Genomic DNA, 16,171 nt, shown 5'->3' with positions numbered 1-16,171 from the left:
CGGGGTCAGGCCCCCAGACGCTCCAGCACGTTGGCGAAGGCCCATGGTTCGTCCTCGACCAGTTCTTCGGGGAAAAGCGATTGGCGATCCGTCAGTGGGGTCCAATCCGTGTAATGCCCCTCGACCGGGCCAAGGTAGGGCGTCTGCACTTGAAGGCAACGCGCGTGGTCCATCTCGTCCGTCTCCACGATTCCCGCCTCGGGGTTCTCTAGCGCCCATACCATGCCTGCCAGCACGGCCGACGTGACCTGCAACCCGGTCGCATTCTGATCGGGGGCCAGATCCTTCGTCTCTTCGTTCGAAAGGCGCGAGCCATACCAAAGCGCGTTCTTTGCATGGCCGAACAGCAGCACGCCCAATTCGTCGATCCCGTCCACGATCTCGTTCACGTCGAGGATGTGATGCACGTCCTGAACCTGATTTGATCCGAACATTTCATGCAGCGAAAGCACCGCATCGTCACAGGGGTGATAGGCATAATGAACCGTGGGCCGGAAGTCCGGGTGATCGCCCTCGCCCACAGTGTAGTAATCGGCAATCGACACGGCTTCGTTGTGGGTAACGAGAAAGCCGAATTGCGGCCCCGGCGTCGGGCACCATGTGCGCACCCGCGTGTTCGCGCCGGGCTGCTCCAGCCAGATCGCCGCTTTGCACCCTGTTTCCTGCCGGTGGGCATTGGGCGGGAACCACGGCTCCCAACTGCCCCAACCAAGCTCCGCAGGCTGGAAGCCTTCGGCGATGAACCCCTCGACCGACCATGTGTTGACGAAATGGCCGGGTTGGCGCGGCTCATGTCGGACTTGCGTATCGCGTTCGGCGATATGCACACCTTTGACGCCGAGCGACTGCATCAGTGCGGCCCATTCGTCCCGGTCTTGCGGATCGGCTTCGGTCCCGACGTCGTCCGCGAGTTTCAGAAGCGCGGCCTTGACGAACCAACTCACCATCCCCGGATTGGCCCCGCAGCACGACACGGCGGTCGTCCCGCCGGGATTGGCCGCTTTTTCATCGCGCACGGCCTGACGCAGAGCGTAGTTGGTGCGCGCGGCGTTCTCGTCGGTGTCGAAGTAGAAGCCAGCCCAAGGCTCGACCACCGTGTCGATGTATGGCACCCCCTGCGCACGGCAGAACCTCATCAGGTCGAGCGACGAGGTATCGACCGACAGGTTCACGACGAAGCCGGAGCCGGGTGTCAGGTGGCGGCCGAGAACCGTTTGGTAATTCTCGGGCGTAAGCGCCTCGGTCTCCCGCGCATAACCTTTTGCCGCGATGCGTTCGGCATTTGCATCGTTCGGCTCGATGATGACGGCTTTGTCCGCGTCGAAGTCGAAGTGCCGCTCGATCAGCGGCAACGTGCCCTGCCCGATCGAGCCGAATCCGATCATCACGATCGCGCCGTCGATGCGGCCATAGTTGGGATAGGTCATGCGGCCTCCTTTTGCTCGCCCCCCTATCGCAAACTTGGACGGATGCGCCAAGGCTCGAAGTCAGCGAATTTGGACGGTCTTTACGGTGTTTGCGAGGCCCATTCCGGCAGCGGAAACAAGCGATCGTAGGTCAGATTGAAAAGGTAGGCATAGACCAGATAGAACGCCGCGAAGGACAGATCCATTACAAGGGCGGTCCAAAGGGTGACGCCCAGATACCACGCGATGAACGGCAAGAGCACGATCAGGAGTCCGGTCTCGAACAGGACCGCATGAATGATGCGCAGGCCGTAACCTTTCTGCGTCGTCCCCGTCCTGCGTTCCATTACGAGATCGAAAACGAAGTTGTAGACCACGTTCCAAAGCGTCGCGAGCGTGGCGGACACTACGCCGACCACGCCGATGTCGGCCATTGGCTTGTCAAAGATCAGCGCGCCCAACGGGACGATGATGAGAAGTCCGATGATTTCAAAACTAAGTGCGTGACGAATGCGGTCGGAAAGATTGCGCATATGAGCCTCCGGCATGTCGCCGGGTCGTCCCGGCAATCTTCCATAATGGGGAGGTCGTCCTCGCAAGGCGATATGTAGTCACCCAGGGCCGGAAAAGCAAAGGGCGTTCGGACTAGCTATGGGTCTGTTACGGCGAGATAGCAAATTCACCGCCCTTGTCTTACGATTTCGATTGAGGAGGGCCCGCCATGCGTCAGAATATCTCGAACGGCAACCCGATGGAGGAGGTTGTCGGCTTCAGCCGCGCCGTCCGCGTCGGGTCTTTTATTGCGGTCGGTGGCACCGCCCCTGTCGATGCCGATGGAAAAACTGTGGGCATTGGCGATGTATTCGCGCAGACCACGCAATGTTTCGAGATCATCAAAGCCGCATTGGAAGCGGCCGGGTCCGGCATAGAGGACATCGTCCGCACCCGTGTGATCCTGACTGACATTGATCAATGGAAACAGGCGATCGAAGCCCGCAAAGCCTACTGCGTCGATGCGCGTCCGGTCGATACGATCATGGCCGTCACGCGTTTCGTGAACCCGGAATGGCTGGTCGAGATCGAAGTGGATGCAATCGTCCCCGACTGATGCCAGAACGAAAAGGGCCGCACCCGAAGGCGCGGCCCGATCTTTTTCAGAGCTAAGTGAGGCTTAGTTCTGAGCGTAGAATTCGATGACGAGGTTCGGCTCCATGTGAACCGGATACGGCACGTCCGAGAGACCCGGGGTGCGCACGAAGGTCGCCTTCATCTTGGAATGATCGACTTCCAGGTAATCCGGAACGTCACGCTCGGGCAGTTGCGAAGCTTCGAGAACCATCGCCATCTGCTTGGACTTCTCGCGAACCTCGATCACGTCGCCTTCCTTCACACGGTAGGACGGGATGTTGACGCGCTTGCCGTTCACCGTGACATGGGCGTGGTTCACGAACTGGCGGGCGGCGAAGATGGTCGGCACGAATTTCGCGCGGTAGACCACGGCGTCGAGACGGCGCTCGAGCAGGCCGATGAGCTGTTCACCGGTGTCGCCGCGCAGACGCTCGGCTTCGGCAAAGATGCGGCGGAACTGCTTTTCGGTCAGGTCGCCGTAGTAGCCCTTGAGCTTCTGCTTGGCGCGAAGCTGGAGGCCGAAGTCGGACATCTTGCCCTTGCGGCGCTGGCCGTGCTGGCCGGGGCCGTATTCGCGGCGGTTGACCGGGGATTTCGGACGACCCCAGATGTTTTCGCCCATCCGGCGGTCGATCTTGTACTTGGCAGACGTGCGTTTGGTCACGGCTGATCTCCTTTATTGTGGCTCCGCAACTGATCCGAAAACCGGTTCCCACTTTTTGGGTCGCGGACGCGGACGTCGCTTGACCGTGGGCCTGTGTTTGCCGGACCCGCTATGGGGCCGTGTGTAAAGGGCGTTGTCCTCTCCTCGGACCGCAGGTCGCGGCTACCCAAGTTGACAGGCTGCCTCTTGCGAGGGCCACCAACACCAATGAAAACCGGCCCCACGCGGGGGCCAGATGGCGGGCTTATACAGCCCCGCGCGGGCAAGTCAACGCTTTGGTGGCGGCTTTTTGCCCTTTCTTTCTTGCCTTCCCGACGTTCGCGCCTATCATCGGACGCATCGACGATGGAGCGTTTATGACCTGTTAAGGCCGGGAGGCAGACTGGCCTCCCCTCACATGGACCGAACCATAAGTCCCGCAAGCGGGCAGGTGAACCATGACGAGCGACAGAGACCTTTCCAGAAAGACACGATCCATGACACGGGACTATTCCCAGCTTTTCCCCGGCACCACGCCGTCCCCCACGCCCGCTTCGCGGCTCACGCAATTGGGCTGGCAAGGGTTTTTCGCAACCCAGGTCGAGGCCGACGCGCTTGCCCGGACGCCGCCCGTCCGCGTCACCGAAGTCCACCGCTCCGGACTGGTCGCGCTTGGCGAAGATATCGAAGTCGAGATACCGCCGCGCGACGACCTGACCGTTGGCGATTGGCTCCTATACGATGCCGACAGCCCGAAAGACAGCGTGCGGCTGGACCGCAAGTCGCTCATCCAAAGGGTCGCGGCGGGACGTTTGAAATACGAACAGCTGATCGCGGCCAACGTGGATACCGTGTTCATCACGACCTCCGCCAATGCCGATTTCAACATCGCCCGGCTCGAGCGCTACGTCGCACTTTGTCTGAATGCCGAGGTCGAACCGGTGATCCTCATCACAAAACCGGATCTCGCGGAAGACCCGGACACATTCGTCGAGCGCGCCTCCGAGATTTCCGCACGCGTCCCCGTTCTGGCATTGAACGCAACCGCCGAGGACGTCCGCAACAAGCTCGCGGATTGGGCCAAGCCCGGGCGAACGGTCGCGTTCCTGGGCTCGTCCGGCGTCGGAAAATCCACGCTGACCAACGCGCTCGCGGGCACCGAACTCGAAACACGGGGCATTCGCGAAGACGACGCGAAAGGTCGGCACACCACGCGGCACCGGCAATTGTATCTCACCGCGAACGGTCCCGCCGTGCTCGACACGCCCGGGATGCGTGAGTTGCAGTTGACGGATGTCGCGGCGGGCCTGTCGGAGCTGTTCGAAGACATCGAGGACCTCGCAACACGCTGCAAATTCCGCGACTGTGCGCATGAAACCGAACCGGGCTGCGCGGTTCAGGCGGCCATTGCGGAGGGCGCACTCGACCCGGCCCGGCTCGAACGGTTCCGCAAACTGGCCGCCGAAGAGACGCACAACCGCGAAACCATCGCCGAGAAACGCGCGCGCGAGAAAGGTTTTGCGAAACACGTCAAACGCATCACGAAAGACAAGCCGAACCGGCGTTAACCTTTTCAGCCCAAGTGTGAACGGAATGTTAAAGGTCGCAGGGCTGTCTTCATAAACCGCTGAAATCGCTCGCCGAAAAAATTCCGGGATTCTAGAATTCTAGAATCCCGGAATCCGAAAACCGTTAACGGCCTCTCAGTGGCCCGCGCCCAGGATCGCCGCTTCCGCCTTTGTAAGGATACGGCGCGCGGGGGCACCATACACGTCCTGCCCCGCCGCTAGTCCCGGCACTTCCATGAGCAGCCTTTCGCGCTGCGAGTGTTCGATCGCGGCGATTGCCTCGTCTTCGGGCAGAAAACTTTCGGTCTCCAGCCCGTTGGCAAATACCACCTCGTGGTGATCCAGAAGCAGGTGAATATACGTCACCTCGCACACGCTCCGGTCCCGGGTCACATGACGGTCATCCACAAGGTCTCGTGCTGCGACGAGAACCTCGGTTTCTCCGAACAACGCCAGCGCCCTCTCTCCTTTCACCAGCATCCGGTGAGCGGGCGACACGAGGAGCGAACCATCCGGGCGACCCTCGCCCAGTGCATGTGCCATCAGGCGGATCGGACGAAGCTCCGGCATCGCGAAGAGCCGCGCTCCTGTCACGCGTTTCTGCCCGATCCAGCGCACGTCCTGAAGCCCGTTGTCCTTCGTCTGGACCCGGTCGCCTTCACGAATGTCCTCGACAGCGACATCGCCAGTCTCGGTGCGGATGCGCGTTCCTGGTGTGAAGCAGATGACGCTGGTCGGCTGGTCGACTTGCCGGTTCACTTCCGCCGCTTCCATGCGCGCTTCGACGACCCAGAGATCAAGGTCCGACGGCGGAAGTCCGTCCCGGAACATCAGGAGCGCACCACGCGCCGTCGGGGTATCAACCAGCGAAACGTCGTAGCTGCGATACCCGTCCGTGACCGTGAAGCCGAGGCCGAACAGGTGGTCCGCTTCTTCGCGCGGTTCTGAAACGGCGCTGGGGACGCCGGTGATCCGGCCCACCTTGCGCGCGGCGCGTTTGCGTATGTCTGCCTCTCCATGAGCCAGATCGAGGCGGATCACGTCCTGCGGGCCGTCTACCCGCATCGCCTGACCACGCCACCGCCAGCTCGCCCCAACGCCCAGGGACCCGCGCGGTGCGTCCGCGAGTCCGTCAATTTCCGTTTGGGACCAAGAGATGACAAACGAGCCGAGAATGCCCGTCATCATGCCTGTATGCCTGCCTATGCTCTTGTTGTCTTTGTTCTTTTCCGGCCTCTTTGGACCGGTTTGTTCATTGTGCCGTCACCCTAGCACGGGTGATTCGCGGTGTTAAGAAAATTGTCGGCGAACGGGCGCAGGTGCGGCGAAAAGGCCGCGCCGACGAAGTTTTGAACGGGCAGCGGCGCGCTTTTGATCGGGATTATCTATGGAAATTGCCAGAATTGACGATATTTTCCGATATGCTCAACAAACTTGAAATGTTCATCGCCCTTGCGAACGAACGCCACTTCGGGCGCGCGGCCGAAGCCATGGGCGTGACCCAGCCCACCCTTTCGGCCGGGATCAAGCAGCTCGAGGCGGAACTCGGTGTGAAACTCGTGCAACGCGGTTCGCGGTTCGGGGGGCTCACGCCCGAAGGCGCACGCACGCTCGACTGGGCGCGTCAGATCGTGGGTGACGCAAAGCGCCTGCGTGAAGAGATGCGGTTTTCGCGCGAGGGCCTGTCGGGCCACCTGCGCCTTGCCGTGATCCCGACGGCACTGACATGGGCGTCGCGCCTCGCCGCACGCTTCTCAGCCGCCCATCCCCGCGTCCGCTTCACGATCCTCAGCCGAACATCGGCGGAAATCCTTGAAATGCTTGAGAACTTCGAGACGGATGTCGGCCTCTCCTATCTCGACAACGAACCCCTGGGCCGCGTCACCACAAGGCAACTCTACCGCGAGACCTACACGCTGGTGACGGCCCCGGACGACCCCCTCGCGGGCCGGTCGGCGGTGGACTGGGCCGACCTCGTCGATCATCGCCTGTGCCTCTTGACCCCGGACATGCAGAACCGGCGCATAATAAACCGTGCCTTCATGGAAGCGGGGCTGTCGCCCGAGGCCGGGATGGAGTCGAATTCGACCGTGGTTCTGGTGCATCACGTTGAGCAGGGCGGCTGGTCCACGGTCCTGCCGGTCGACATGGCCCAGAGCCTCGCCACAGGCCGGAACGTCGCGCTCGTCGCCATCGCACCCGGCACCCCTGGCCCCGCCGTTGGGCTGGTCGCGCCGTATCAGGAGCCGCAAACCCCGGTCTTGCAAACGCTCATCGACATGGCCACCGAGGTTGCACAGCAGAATTGATAGATATTTTCTATCGACCCACGGGACAGCGATATTGATTCACCGGGTGACTCGCGCGATACCGCGCGGGAACTTCGGAGGATCCATGCCAGCCCAACAGCCAGCCACGCCCGACCGCGGCGATATTCGTGACCTGATCGAGTCACACCTGCATCTCGAAGGCCCGCTCCTTCCCATCCTGCATGCCATGATGGAGGCCTATGGCTACGTGCCGGACGAAGCGCTTCTCGATATTGCGGATGCGCTGAATATCAGCCGCGCCGAAGTGCATGGTGTCATGAGCTTTTACCACGATTTCCGCACCATCCCGGCGGGTCGCCACGTGGTCAAAATCTGCCGCGCCGAAGCCTGCAAATCCGTTGGCGCCGACGCGCTGGCCGAAAACGCGTTGGCGAAACTCGGCACCGTCTGGCACGGCACCACGCCGAACGGTGCCGTCACCATCGAACCGGTCTATTGCCTCGGCCTTTGCGCCAACGGCCCGGCCGCGATGGTCGACGATCGGATCGTCGCGGGGCTGGACGAAGCCAAGCTCGACGCCGTGTTCAAGGAGGCAGGCGCATGAAGATCTACCTCTCCCAGGACGCCGTCGCCCGCGCCCTTGGCGCCGATGATATCGCCAAGGCGATCACCGATGCCGGGCACGATCTGATCCGCGTTGGATCGCGCGGCATGACATGGCTGGAACCGCTCGCAGAGGTCGACGTCGACGGCGTGCGCCACGCCTATGGACCGCTCACGCTCGCCGATGTCCCGGCGCTGCTTGACGGCACGCTTCAAGGCCACGGCCCCACCGAAGACATCCCGTTCTTCGCGAACCAGACCCGCCTCACCTTCCAGCGTTGCGGCGTGATCGACCCGCTCGATCTGGACGCCTATCGTGCGCACGGCGGTCTTAAAGGACTCGAACGCGCAATCGGTATGGACGGCCTCGGCGTGGTCGAAGAGGCCAAAGCCTCCGGCCTGCGCGGACGCGGCGGCGCGGGCTTCCCGACCGGCATCAAGTGGGAAACCGTTGCCAAGGCCGAAGCCGACCAGAAATACATCGTCTGCAATGCCGATGAGGGCGACAGCGGCACCTTCGCGGACCGCATGATCATGGAAGGCGATCCCTTCTCGCTCATCGAAGGCATGGCCATCGCCGGTGTCGGTGTCGGCGCGACCAAGGGGTATGTCTACCTTCGCTCGGAATACCCCGACGCGATCCGCATCATGAACGAGGCCGTGAAAATCGCCCGCGCGAATGGCGTGCTGGGCGCATCCGTTCTGGGCAAAGGCCCCGCCTTCGACATGGAAATCCGGGTCGGCGCGGGCGCTTACGTCTGCGGCGAGGAAACCTCGCTCCTCAATTCGCTCGAAGGCAAGCGCGGCGTCGTCCGGGCGAAGCCTCCGCTCCCCGCGCTCGAGGGCTTCCTCGGCAAGCCTACGGTCGTGAACAACGTCATCTCACTGGCCACCATCCCGGTGATCTTCGAGAAGGGCGCGCAGCATTACGCGGATTTCGGGCTCGGTCGTTCGCGCGGCACGATCCCGCTCCAGATCGCCGGAAACGTGAAGCATGGCGGGCTCTACGAAGTCGCTTTCGGCCTGCCGCTCGGTGAGATTGTAAACACCATAGGTGGCGGCACCCGCTCGGGCCGCCCCGTGAAAGCGGTTCAGGTCGGCGGACCTCTGGGTGCATATTTCTCGCCAGATCAATTCGACACGCCGTTCGGCTATGAAGAATTCGACGGGGCTGGCGGCCTCATCGGCCACGCCGGTCTGACCGTGTTCGACGATCAGGCCGACATGCTTCAGATGGCCCGTTTCGCGATGGAATTCTGCGCCGTGGAAAGCTGCGGCAAATGCACGCCCTGCCGGATCGGCGCGGTGCGCGGGGTCGAAACCATCGACCGGATCGCCGCCGGGGACGAAGCTGCGAAAGAGCTTCTGACCGATCTGTGCGAAACCATGACCGACGGCTCGCTCTGTGCGCTCGGGGGCTTCACCCCCTACCCCGTCATGTCCGCGCTCACCCTGTTCCCGGACGACTTCGCAACCACCAAGGAGGCAGCGGAATGACCGACAAGGTAAAGGGTCCCACCTCATACTTCCCGTCGATCGAAAAGAAATACGGCCAACCCATCGACCATTGGCTCGGCCTCGTCGCGGGAAAGCCCGACATGAAACACATGGAGATCGTGAACTGGCTCAAAGCCGACCACGGTCTCGGACATGGCCACGCCAACGCCATCGTCGCTTATGCGCTGAAGAAAGGATGAGACCATGAAAGATTTCATCATCCCCTGGAACGACGCCGACATGGGCACGCCCGCCAGAACCGGCGCGGCCGTAACGCTCACCATCGACGGCGCGGACGTGACCGTACCCGAAGGCACCTCGGTCATGCGCGCGGCCTACGAGGCCGGTATCACGGTTCCCAAGCTCTGTGCCACCGACAGCGTCGAGGCTTTTGGCTCCTGCCGCCTTTGCGTCGTGGAAATCGAAGGGCGTCGTGGCACGCCCGCCTCCTGCACCACGCCCGTGACCGAGGGCATGGTGGTCCACACCCAATCTTCCAAGGTGCAGAAAATCCGCAAAGGCGTGATGGAGCTTTACATCTCCGACCACCCGCTCGATTGCCTGACCTGCTCGGCCAATGGCGACTGCGAATTGCAGGACATGGCAGGGGCCGTGGGCCTGCGCGACGTGCGCTACGAATACGGCGTCAACCACTTCGACCCGACCGGAGACGGCGCGCTGTCGCTGGCAGACGCGAAACGCCGCGCGGACGACACCGACCTGCCGGGCAACTTCCGCTACATGGAGAAAGACGAGTCGAACCCCTATTTCACCTATGACCCGTCCAAATGTATCGTCTGCTCGCGCTGCGTGCGCGCCTGTGAAGAGGTGCAGGGCACCTTCGCGCTCACCATCGAAGGCCGGGGCTTCGAAAGCCGCGTGTCCGCGGGAACGCCACAAGACGACTTCCTGACGTCCGACTGCGTGTCCTGCGGGGCCTGCGTGCAGGCCTGCCCGACCGCGACGCTTCAGGAAAAATCCGTCGCCGAACTCGGCACGCCGACCCGCTCGGTCGTGACCACCTGCGCCTATTGCGGCGTGGGCTGTTCCTTCAAGGCCGAACTGAACGGCGACCAGTTGGTGCGCATGACGCCTTACAAGAACGGCAAGGCGAACCGGGGGCATAGCTGCGTCAAGGGCCGCTTTGCTTACGGTTACATGGAGCACCCGGACCGCATCCTGAACCCGATGATCCGGGAAGACATCAACGACCCATGGCGCGAAGTGTCCTGGGACGAGGCGCTCGGTTTCACCGCAAAGCGGATGCGCGGGATCCAGGAAAAATATGGCCGCCGCTCGCTCGGCGTCATCACGTCGAGCCGCTGCACGAACGAGGAAACCTACCTCGTGCAGAAGCTTGCGCGCGGTGTGTTCATGAACAACAACACCGACACCTGCGCCCGCGTCTGCCATTCGCCCACCGGCTATGGCCTTGGCCAGACCTTCGGCACCTCGGCCGGCACGCAGGACTTCGACTCGGTCGAACACACCGACGTTGTCATCGTCATTGGTGCGAACCCGACCGATGGCCACCCGGTCTTCGCCTCGCGGCTCAAAAAACGGCTGCGGCAAGGCGCGAAACTGATCGTCATCGACCCGCGCCGCATCGACCTCGTGAAGTCGCCCCATATCAAGGCGGCCCATCACCTGCCCCTGCGCCCCGGCACAAACGTGGCCGTTGTCACCGCGCTGGCCCATGTCATCGTGACCGAGGGACTGGCGGACGAGGCGTATATCCGCGAACGCTGCGACTGGGACGAATACCTCGCCTATTCCGACTTCGTGAGCGACGAACGCCATTCGCCGGAAGCGGTCGAAGAGCTCACCGGCGTTCCCGCCGAAGAACTCCGCCGCGCCGCCCGCACCTTCGCGGGCGAGAAAAACGGCGCGATCTACTACGGCCTGGGCGTCACCGAACACAGCCAAGGCTCCACCACCGTCATGGGCATCGCGAACCTCGCCATGCTCACCGGCAACGTGGGCCGCGAAGGGGTGGGCGTGAACCCGCTCCGTGGTCAGAACAACGTGCAGGGCTCCTGCGACATGGGGTCCTTCCCGCACGAGCTTCCAGGCTACCGCCACGTGAAGAACGCAGACGTGCGCGAGATCTTCGAGAAGGCCTGGGGCGTCACCATCGACCCGGAACCCGGCCTGCGCATCCCGAACATGCTCGATGCCGCCGTCGAAGGCACCTTCAAGGGTCTCTACTGTCAGGGCGAGGACATCCTGCAATCGGATCCAGACACGAAACACGTGGCCGCCGGCCTCGCCGCGATGGAATGCGTGGTCGTTCACGACCTTTTCCTGAACGAGACCGCGAACTACGCCCACGTCTTCCTGCCCGGCTCTTCTTTCCTCGAGAAAGACGGCACCTTCACCAACGCCGAACGCCGCATCAACATGGTGCGCAAGGTGATGGCACCGAAGGCCGGCTATGCCGACTGGGAAGTCACCCAGCTTCTCGCCCAGGCCATGGGCGCGGATTGGAACTACACCCACCCGCGCGAAATCATGGCCGAGATCGCGGCGACCACGCCCAGCTTCGCGGGCGTGACCTATGAGAAGATCAACGAGCTTGGATCGGTCCAGTGGCCCTGCAACGACGCGGCCCCCGAAGGCACGCCGATGATGCACATCGACGGCTTCGTGCGCGGCAAGGGGCGTCTCATGATCACCGAATACGTGGCGACCGACGAGAAGACCGGCCCGCGTTTCCCGCTGCTCCTCACCACGGGCCGCATCCTGTCGCAGTATAACGTGGGCGCACAGACGCGGCGCACGGAGAACTCGACCTGGCACGGCGAGGACCGGCTTGAGATTCACCCGCATGACGCCGAAGTGCGCGGCGTGAAGGAAGGCGATTTCGTCAAGCTGGCCTCGCGGTCGGGTGAAACCGCCCTGCGCGCGACGCTCACCGATCGGGTCAGCCCCGGCGTGGTCTACACGACCTTCCACCACCCGGACACGCAGGCCAATGTCATCACCACCGATTTCTCGGACTGGGCCACGAACTGCCCGGAATACAAGGTGACGGCGGTGCAGGTCTCGCCCTCCAACGGGCCGACGGACTGGCAGGAAGAATATGCCGAACAGGCTGCGCAATCGCGCCGAATCCTGCCCGCGGCGGAATGAGCGGAGCGGTCTCCAAACCCGGGCTCTCAGTCGGGGCGGATGGGGTGCGCAACGTCACGCGCACCCTGCCCGACGAGGTGCCTGTCGCCGTCAGCTTTGACGGAACCACGCTCGCTGTCATGATGGCGACCCCGAACGATATCGAGGATTTCGCATGGGGCTTGGCGCTCACCGAAGGTGTGGTGACAGAGCCTGACGATGTCGAAGATTTCGAAGTCGTCACCCACGAGACGGGTATCGAAGCGCGGTTCTGGTTGAAATCAGACAAGGCCGAGGTCCTGAAAGCACGCCAACGCGCGCTCATGGGGCCTGTCGGCTGCGGGCTTTGCGGTATCGACTCGCTCGAGGGCGCGCTGCCCGCGTTGCCCGCCGTGACCGCCGAATTGCGTATCAGCCGCGAAGAGGTAGCGCGCGCCACCGACGCGCTTCGTGCGCACCAGCCGCTTCACGACCGCACCCGCGCGGTTCACGCGGCGGGCTTCTTCGTTCCCGGCGAAGGCCTCATCATGGCGCGCGAGGACGTGGGGCGGCACAACGCGCTCGACAAGCTGATCGGCGCGCTCCACCGCGCCGGGATCGACCCTGCGGGCGGGGCAATAGTCCTGACCAGCCGCATTTCGGTCGAGATGGTGCAGAAGACCGCCCGCGCCGGATCGTCTGTCATCATCGCGGCCTCTGCCCCGACCGCCACGGCGCTGTCGCTGGCCGAGGGCGCCAACATCACCCTCGCCGCCTTCGCGCGAGGGGAAAGTTTCGACCTCTATTCCCATCCCCATCGCGTCACCACGGGAGCTTCCGATGTCGCCTGAGAAAATGGTCACCATGGCCAACCAGATCGCCCTTTTCTTCGAAAGCCAGCCGGGGGACCGCGCCGCGCTTGTCGCCGCTCACATCAACGACTTCTGGGAGCCCCGGATGCGTCGCCAATTGTTCGATCACGTCTCCGCGGGCGGTGACGGGCTGCGGCCGCTGGTGATCGAGGCGATGGATCAGATTAACGAACCCGTCGACTGACCCAGCCCGACGGCGCATCCTGCGCCCATGACGTTCAACCCGGACCTACCAAAAGCGCATAAACTGCCCAAATCGCTGGTGACGCCGGCGCGATTGCCGTTCATGCGCGCACTCATGCGGGTGATCGGGTTCGCCCAACGCCAAGGTCGCCGGATCGAGCGCGGCGCGACAGGGCAACGCATCTGGGTCTTTCCTGCCCGTGCACACGGCCCCCGCCCGGCGGTATTATGGATTCACGGCGGCGGTCTCGTCTTCGGCAACCCGGCTTCCGAAATCGCCACCTGCAAGCGGATCGTGGACGAGCTGGATTTCTTCGTCGCCAGCCCCGAATACCGGTTCGCGCCCAAAGACCCGTATCCGGCTGCGCTGGACGATGTGGCGGCCGCGCTCGACTGGCTCGCCGAGCAGCCCGAGATCGACCCGACCCGCATCGCCATCGGCGGTGACAGCGGCGGCGGCCATCTCGCGGCAGCGCTTGCGATCCGGGCGCGCGACCGGGGCGGCCCGGACATTGCGTTCCAATGCCTGCATGAACCCATGCTGGACGAGGCGACGCGGCGACGGGATGACCTCGACCCGGATCTGCTCCGTGTCTGGTCGCCCAGGATGAATGCCCATGCCTGGGACGGTTACCTCGCGGATCTCGACACCATCCCAGCCACCGCCTCGCCCGCGCGGCTCGATGACGCATCCGGTCTTCCCGCCACGTTTATCGGTGTCGGCACGGCAGACCTGTTTCACGACGAATGTCGCGCCTATGCAGAAACGCTTCGCACCGCTGACGTGCCGGTCGAGGAGGCCGTAGTCCCCGGCGCTTATCACGGGTTCGCCGCGATGGAGCCGGACAGCTCGGTTTCGCAGGATTACATGCGCCGGATGATCGACGCGCTGCGCCGCGCTCTCACGACGGTCTAGGCGCGTTGTGCGTTTGCAGTCGTGGCGAGGTCTGCGACCGTCACGCCGGACAACTCCTCGCGAAAGAGCGTTTGCGCGGTCTGGAGCGCGTCGCCCAGGGCCTCATTGGCCGCGCGTTCCAACAAACAACTTGGCGCATCTTCGGATGGCCCCAGCGCGAAAAGCGTTGGCTCGCCCAGGGCGTCATAGACTTGCAGGAGCGTGATTTCGGACAGGGACCGCGTCAGGGTCCATCCGCCCCCATGGCCTTTGACCGACGTCACGAATCCTGCGTCCCGCAAACCACCCATGATCCGGCGCACCACGGCAGGGTTCGTGTTGAGCATATGGCCCATCTCGTCCGACGTCGCCGGTCGGTCCATCCCGTCGAGATGCAGCAGCGCGTGCAGGACGCGGGACAGGCGGTTGTCGGTTCTCATGATGACATCCTAACGGGACAACTTATGCAACAAAAGGGGTAACATGACCTTGCCTTCCCGGACAATCACGCTACATTAGATGTTTCATGATATGGGGGAGCGATATGACCGACAAAACAGACCACCGTGCCTTCTGGGAAAACCGCTATGCCGAAATGAGTGAGCCGACCAACGGCAAGCCCTCGTCCGTGCTCGAACGCCACGCGGCAGGGCGCACACCGGGGCTTGCCCTCGACATCGGGTCTGCGCGTGGCGACGACGCATTGTGGCTCGCGTCCCGGGGCTGGCAGGTCACAGGCGTCGACATCAGCCAGACGGCGCTCGACATCGCGGCCCGACGCGCTGAGGATCTGGCGCTTTCCGGGGCGGTCAGGTTTGAGCGGCACACCCTGCCTGACACGTTCCCTATCGGTCGCTACGATCTGGTGACAGCATTGTTCTTCCACAGCAAACAGGACTTCGACCGGGACCGTGTGCTGGATCTTGCCGGACAGGCGACCGCACCCGGCGGGATGCTCATCATCGCGGCCCACAAGACGGCCCCGCCCTGGCGCACAATGCCGGACGGCCACGACGCCCCGGTGTTTCCCAGTGCCAAGGACGACCGGAACGCGGCAACGCGCGGTGGTGGCAAATGGCGTGAGGTCTTCGTCGGCGTGAACACCCGGACCGTGACCGGACCAGACAGCCAGATCGCCGAGATCGAAGACAGCCACGTCATTCTCGAACGGCTCTGACAGCGCCCGATCACGGAAAGCTAATTCGTAAACACAGAACGGTGATCGACCTCATCCAGTCCCGCATGACGCTCCGTAAGTCCGGTCATAACGGAACAGACAACAATGGAGGTTTCCATGAAATTTTTCACCGCAACCGCACTTGCCGCGACCCTCGCCGCTTCGACCGCTTCGGCGGAAACGATCGCCGAGATCGCCGCAGGCAACGATGACTTCTCGACGCTCGTCGCGGCGGCCGATGCCGCGGGCCTCGTCGAGACGCTGGGCAGCGAAGGTCCGTTCACTGTCTTCGCCCCGACCAACGCAGCGTTCGAAGCTCTGCCGGAAGGCACCGTCGAAAGCCTCCTGATGGAGGAAAATAAGGATCAGCTCACGCAAATCCTGCTCTACCACGTCGTGCCGGGCGAAGTGCCGTCCAGCGCGATCGAAATGGGCACGATGGGCGCGGATACGGCGGCCGAACTTCAGGTTTGCGTGACCAAGTCCGAAAGCGGCGTGATGCTCGAAGACGGCGCAGGTGGCATGGCCAATGTCGTGACGCCTGACATCGAGGCCGACAATGGTGTGATCCACGTCATCGACGCTGTGATCATGCCGGGAGAAGGCGCGTCCTGCTGACCTCCGGCGGTCCCCGGGCACCACTTTTTTTCGCGCCGCACGGAACCATCGCCCCCCGTCGTGCGTAGTGCTGGTGTCCCATGACTGTCCCTGCCGGGGAATACCCACCCCGGCGCCCGGCGCGGAGCCTGTCCCAGGTTCCGCGCCTTTTTCTTTTCCACCCGACAACTTGATCCCCCGCGCCAAACCCGCCAAGACTGGCAACGACACTGGAGGGACGG

The 16,171-nt window shown here is 63.3% G+C and carries 17 protein-coding genes; 12 read left to right on the top strand and 5 right to left on the bottom strand.

Annotation, left to right across the window (positions count from 1 at the left end; all coding sequences use genetic code 11):
- Positions 1-5: 5 nt before the first annotated feature.
- The gene (locus KJP28_RS07095) at positions 6-1,427 is read right to left on the bottom strand and encodes a homospermidine synthase (protein ID WP_218391875.1); all 1,422 of its coding nucleotides are present in this window, start codon (positions 1,425-1,427) and stop codon (positions 6-8) included.
- A gap of 80 nt (positions 1,428-1,507) precedes the next feature.
- Positions 1,508-1,939 (bottom strand): PACE efflux transporter, encoded by a 432-nt coding sequence (locus KJP28_RS07090; protein ID WP_218391874.1) that lies wholly within the window; start codon positions 1,937-1,939, stop codon positions 1,508-1,510.
- 188 nt (positions 1,940-2,127) lie between these two features.
- On the opposite strand from KJP28_RS07090, the gene KJP28_RS07085 reads away from it, so the two are divergent.
- On the top strand, positions 2,128-2,514 hold the full coding sequence (locus KJP28_RS07085) for a RidA family protein (protein WP_255552266.1): 387 nt from the start codon (positions 2,128-2,130) through the stop codon (positions 2,512-2,514).
- Between the two features lie 63 nt (positions 2,515-2,577).
- On the opposite strand, the gene rpsD is transcribed toward KJP28_RS07085, so the two are convergent.
- Complete coding sequence (rpsD, locus tag KJP28_RS07080) at positions 2,578-3,198, bottom strand: 30S ribosomal protein S4 (protein WP_218391873.1); 621 nt, start codon at positions 3,196-3,198, stop codon at positions 2,578-2,580.
- A 476-nt stretch (positions 3,199-3,674) separates the two neighbouring features.
- On the opposite strand from rpsD, the gene rsgA reads away from it, so the two are divergent.
- Positions 3,675-4,745 carry a ribosome small subunit-dependent GTPase A gene (rsgA, locus tag KJP28_RS07075; RefSeq protein ID WP_218391872.1) on the top strand — a complete coding sequence of 357 codons (1,071 nt, stop codon included), beginning with the start codon at positions 3,675-3,677 and terminating at the stop codon, positions 4,743-4,745.
- Positions 4,746-4,880: 135 nt separating this feature from the next.
- Here the strand turns inward: rsgA and KJP28_RS07070 are convergent, their stop codons facing one another.
- Positions 4,881-5,933: a Hint domain-containing protein gene (locus KJP28_RS07070; RefSeq protein ID WP_218391871.1), complete on the bottom strand. Its 1,053-nt coding sequence runs from the start codon at positions 5,931-5,933 to the stop codon at positions 4,881-4,883.
- Positions 5,934-6,166: 233 nt separating this feature from the next.
- Between KJP28_RS07070 and KJP28_RS07065 the strand changes: the two genes are divergently transcribed.
- The 8 genes from KJP28_RS07065 (at position 6,167) to KJP28_RS07030 (ending at position 14,176) form a co-directional block, all read left to right on the top strand.
- The gene (locus tag KJP28_RS07065) at positions 6,167-7,054 is read left to right on the top strand and encodes a LysR family transcriptional regulator (RefSeq protein WP_218391870.1); all 888 of its coding nucleotides are present in this window, start codon (positions 6,167-6,169) and stop codon (positions 7,052-7,054) included.
- Between the two features lie 85 nt (positions 7,055-7,139).
- Positions 7,140-7,619, top strand: coding sequence for a formate dehydrogenase subunit gamma (locus KJP28_RS07060; RefSeq protein WP_218391869.1), 480 nt, complete (start codon positions 7,140-7,142; stop codon positions 7,617-7,619).
- Complete coding sequence (locus KJP28_RS07055) at positions 7,616-9,115, top strand: formate dehydrogenase beta subunit (RefSeq protein WP_218391868.1); 1,500 nt, start codon at positions 7,616-7,618, stop codon at positions 9,113-9,115. Before KJP28_RS07060 ends, KJP28_RS07055 begins: the two co-directional genes overlap by 4 nt.
- Positions 9,112-9,315: a DUF4287 domain-containing protein gene (locus tag KJP28_RS07050; protein WP_218391867.1), complete on the top strand. Its 204-nt coding sequence runs from the start codon at positions 9,112-9,114 to the stop codon at positions 9,313-9,315. The genes KJP28_RS07055 and KJP28_RS07050 overlap by 4 nt, the downstream gene beginning before the upstream one ends.
- Positions 9,316-9,319: 4 nt before the next feature.
- Positions 9,320-12,247: a formate dehydrogenase subunit alpha gene (gene fdhF / locus KJP28_RS07045; protein ID WP_218391866.1), complete on the top strand. Its 2,928-nt coding sequence runs from the start codon at positions 9,320-9,322 to the stop codon at positions 12,245-12,247.
- Positions 12,244-13,056, top strand: coding sequence for a formate dehydrogenase accessory sulfurtransferase FdhD (gene fdhD, locus KJP28_RS07040; protein WP_218391865.1), 813 nt, complete (start codon positions 12,244-12,246; stop codon positions 13,054-13,056). Before fdhF ends, fdhD begins: the two co-directional genes overlap by 4 nt.
- Positions 13,046-13,261 (top strand): formate dehydrogenase subunit delta, encoded by a 216-nt coding sequence (locus KJP28_RS07035; protein WP_218391864.1) that lies wholly within the window; start codon positions 13,046-13,048, stop codon positions 13,259-13,261. The genes fdhD and KJP28_RS07035 overlap by 11 nt, the downstream gene beginning before the upstream one ends.
- Positions 13,262-13,288: 27 nt before the next feature.
- Complete coding sequence (locus KJP28_RS07030) at positions 13,289-14,176, top strand: alpha/beta hydrolase (RefSeq protein WP_218391863.1); 888 nt, start codon at positions 13,289-13,291, stop codon at positions 14,174-14,176.
- Here the strand turns inward: KJP28_RS07030 and KJP28_RS07025 are convergent.
- On the bottom strand, positions 14,173-14,595 hold the full coding sequence (locus KJP28_RS07025; RefSeq protein WP_218391862.1) for an RrF2 family transcriptional regulator: 423 nt from the start codon (positions 14,593-14,595) through the stop codon (positions 14,173-14,175). The genes KJP28_RS07030 and KJP28_RS07025 overlap by 4 nt on opposite strands.
- A 104-nt stretch (positions 14,596-14,699) precedes the next feature.
- Between KJP28_RS07025 and KJP28_RS07020 the strand changes: the two genes are divergently transcribed.
- Both KJP28_RS07020 and KJP28_RS07015 read left to right on the top strand, forming a co-directional pair.
- The gene (locus tag KJP28_RS07020; protein ID WP_218391861.1) at positions 14,700-15,332 is read left to right on the top strand and encodes a class I SAM-dependent methyltransferase; all 633 of its coding nucleotides are present in this window, start codon (positions 14,700-14,702) and stop codon (positions 15,330-15,332) included.
- 117 nt (positions 15,333-15,449) lie between these two features.
- A complete protein-coding gene (locus KJP28_RS07015) occupies positions 15,450-15,950 on the top strand; it encodes a fasciclin domain-containing protein (RefSeq protein WP_218391860.1) in 501 nt (166 codons plus the stop codon).
- Positions 15,951-16,171: the final 221 nt, after the last annotated feature.

It is taken from the genome of Maritimibacter dapengensis (genome assembly GCF_019218265.1).
In the GTDB taxonomy this organism is placed as follows: Bacteria; Pseudomonadota; Alphaproteobacteria; order Rhodobacterales; family Rhodobacteraceae; genus Maritimibacter; species Maritimibacter dapengensis.
Note: the sequence above shows the minus strand (reverse complement) of the source record. Positions and strands in the feature narration are given on the sequence as shown.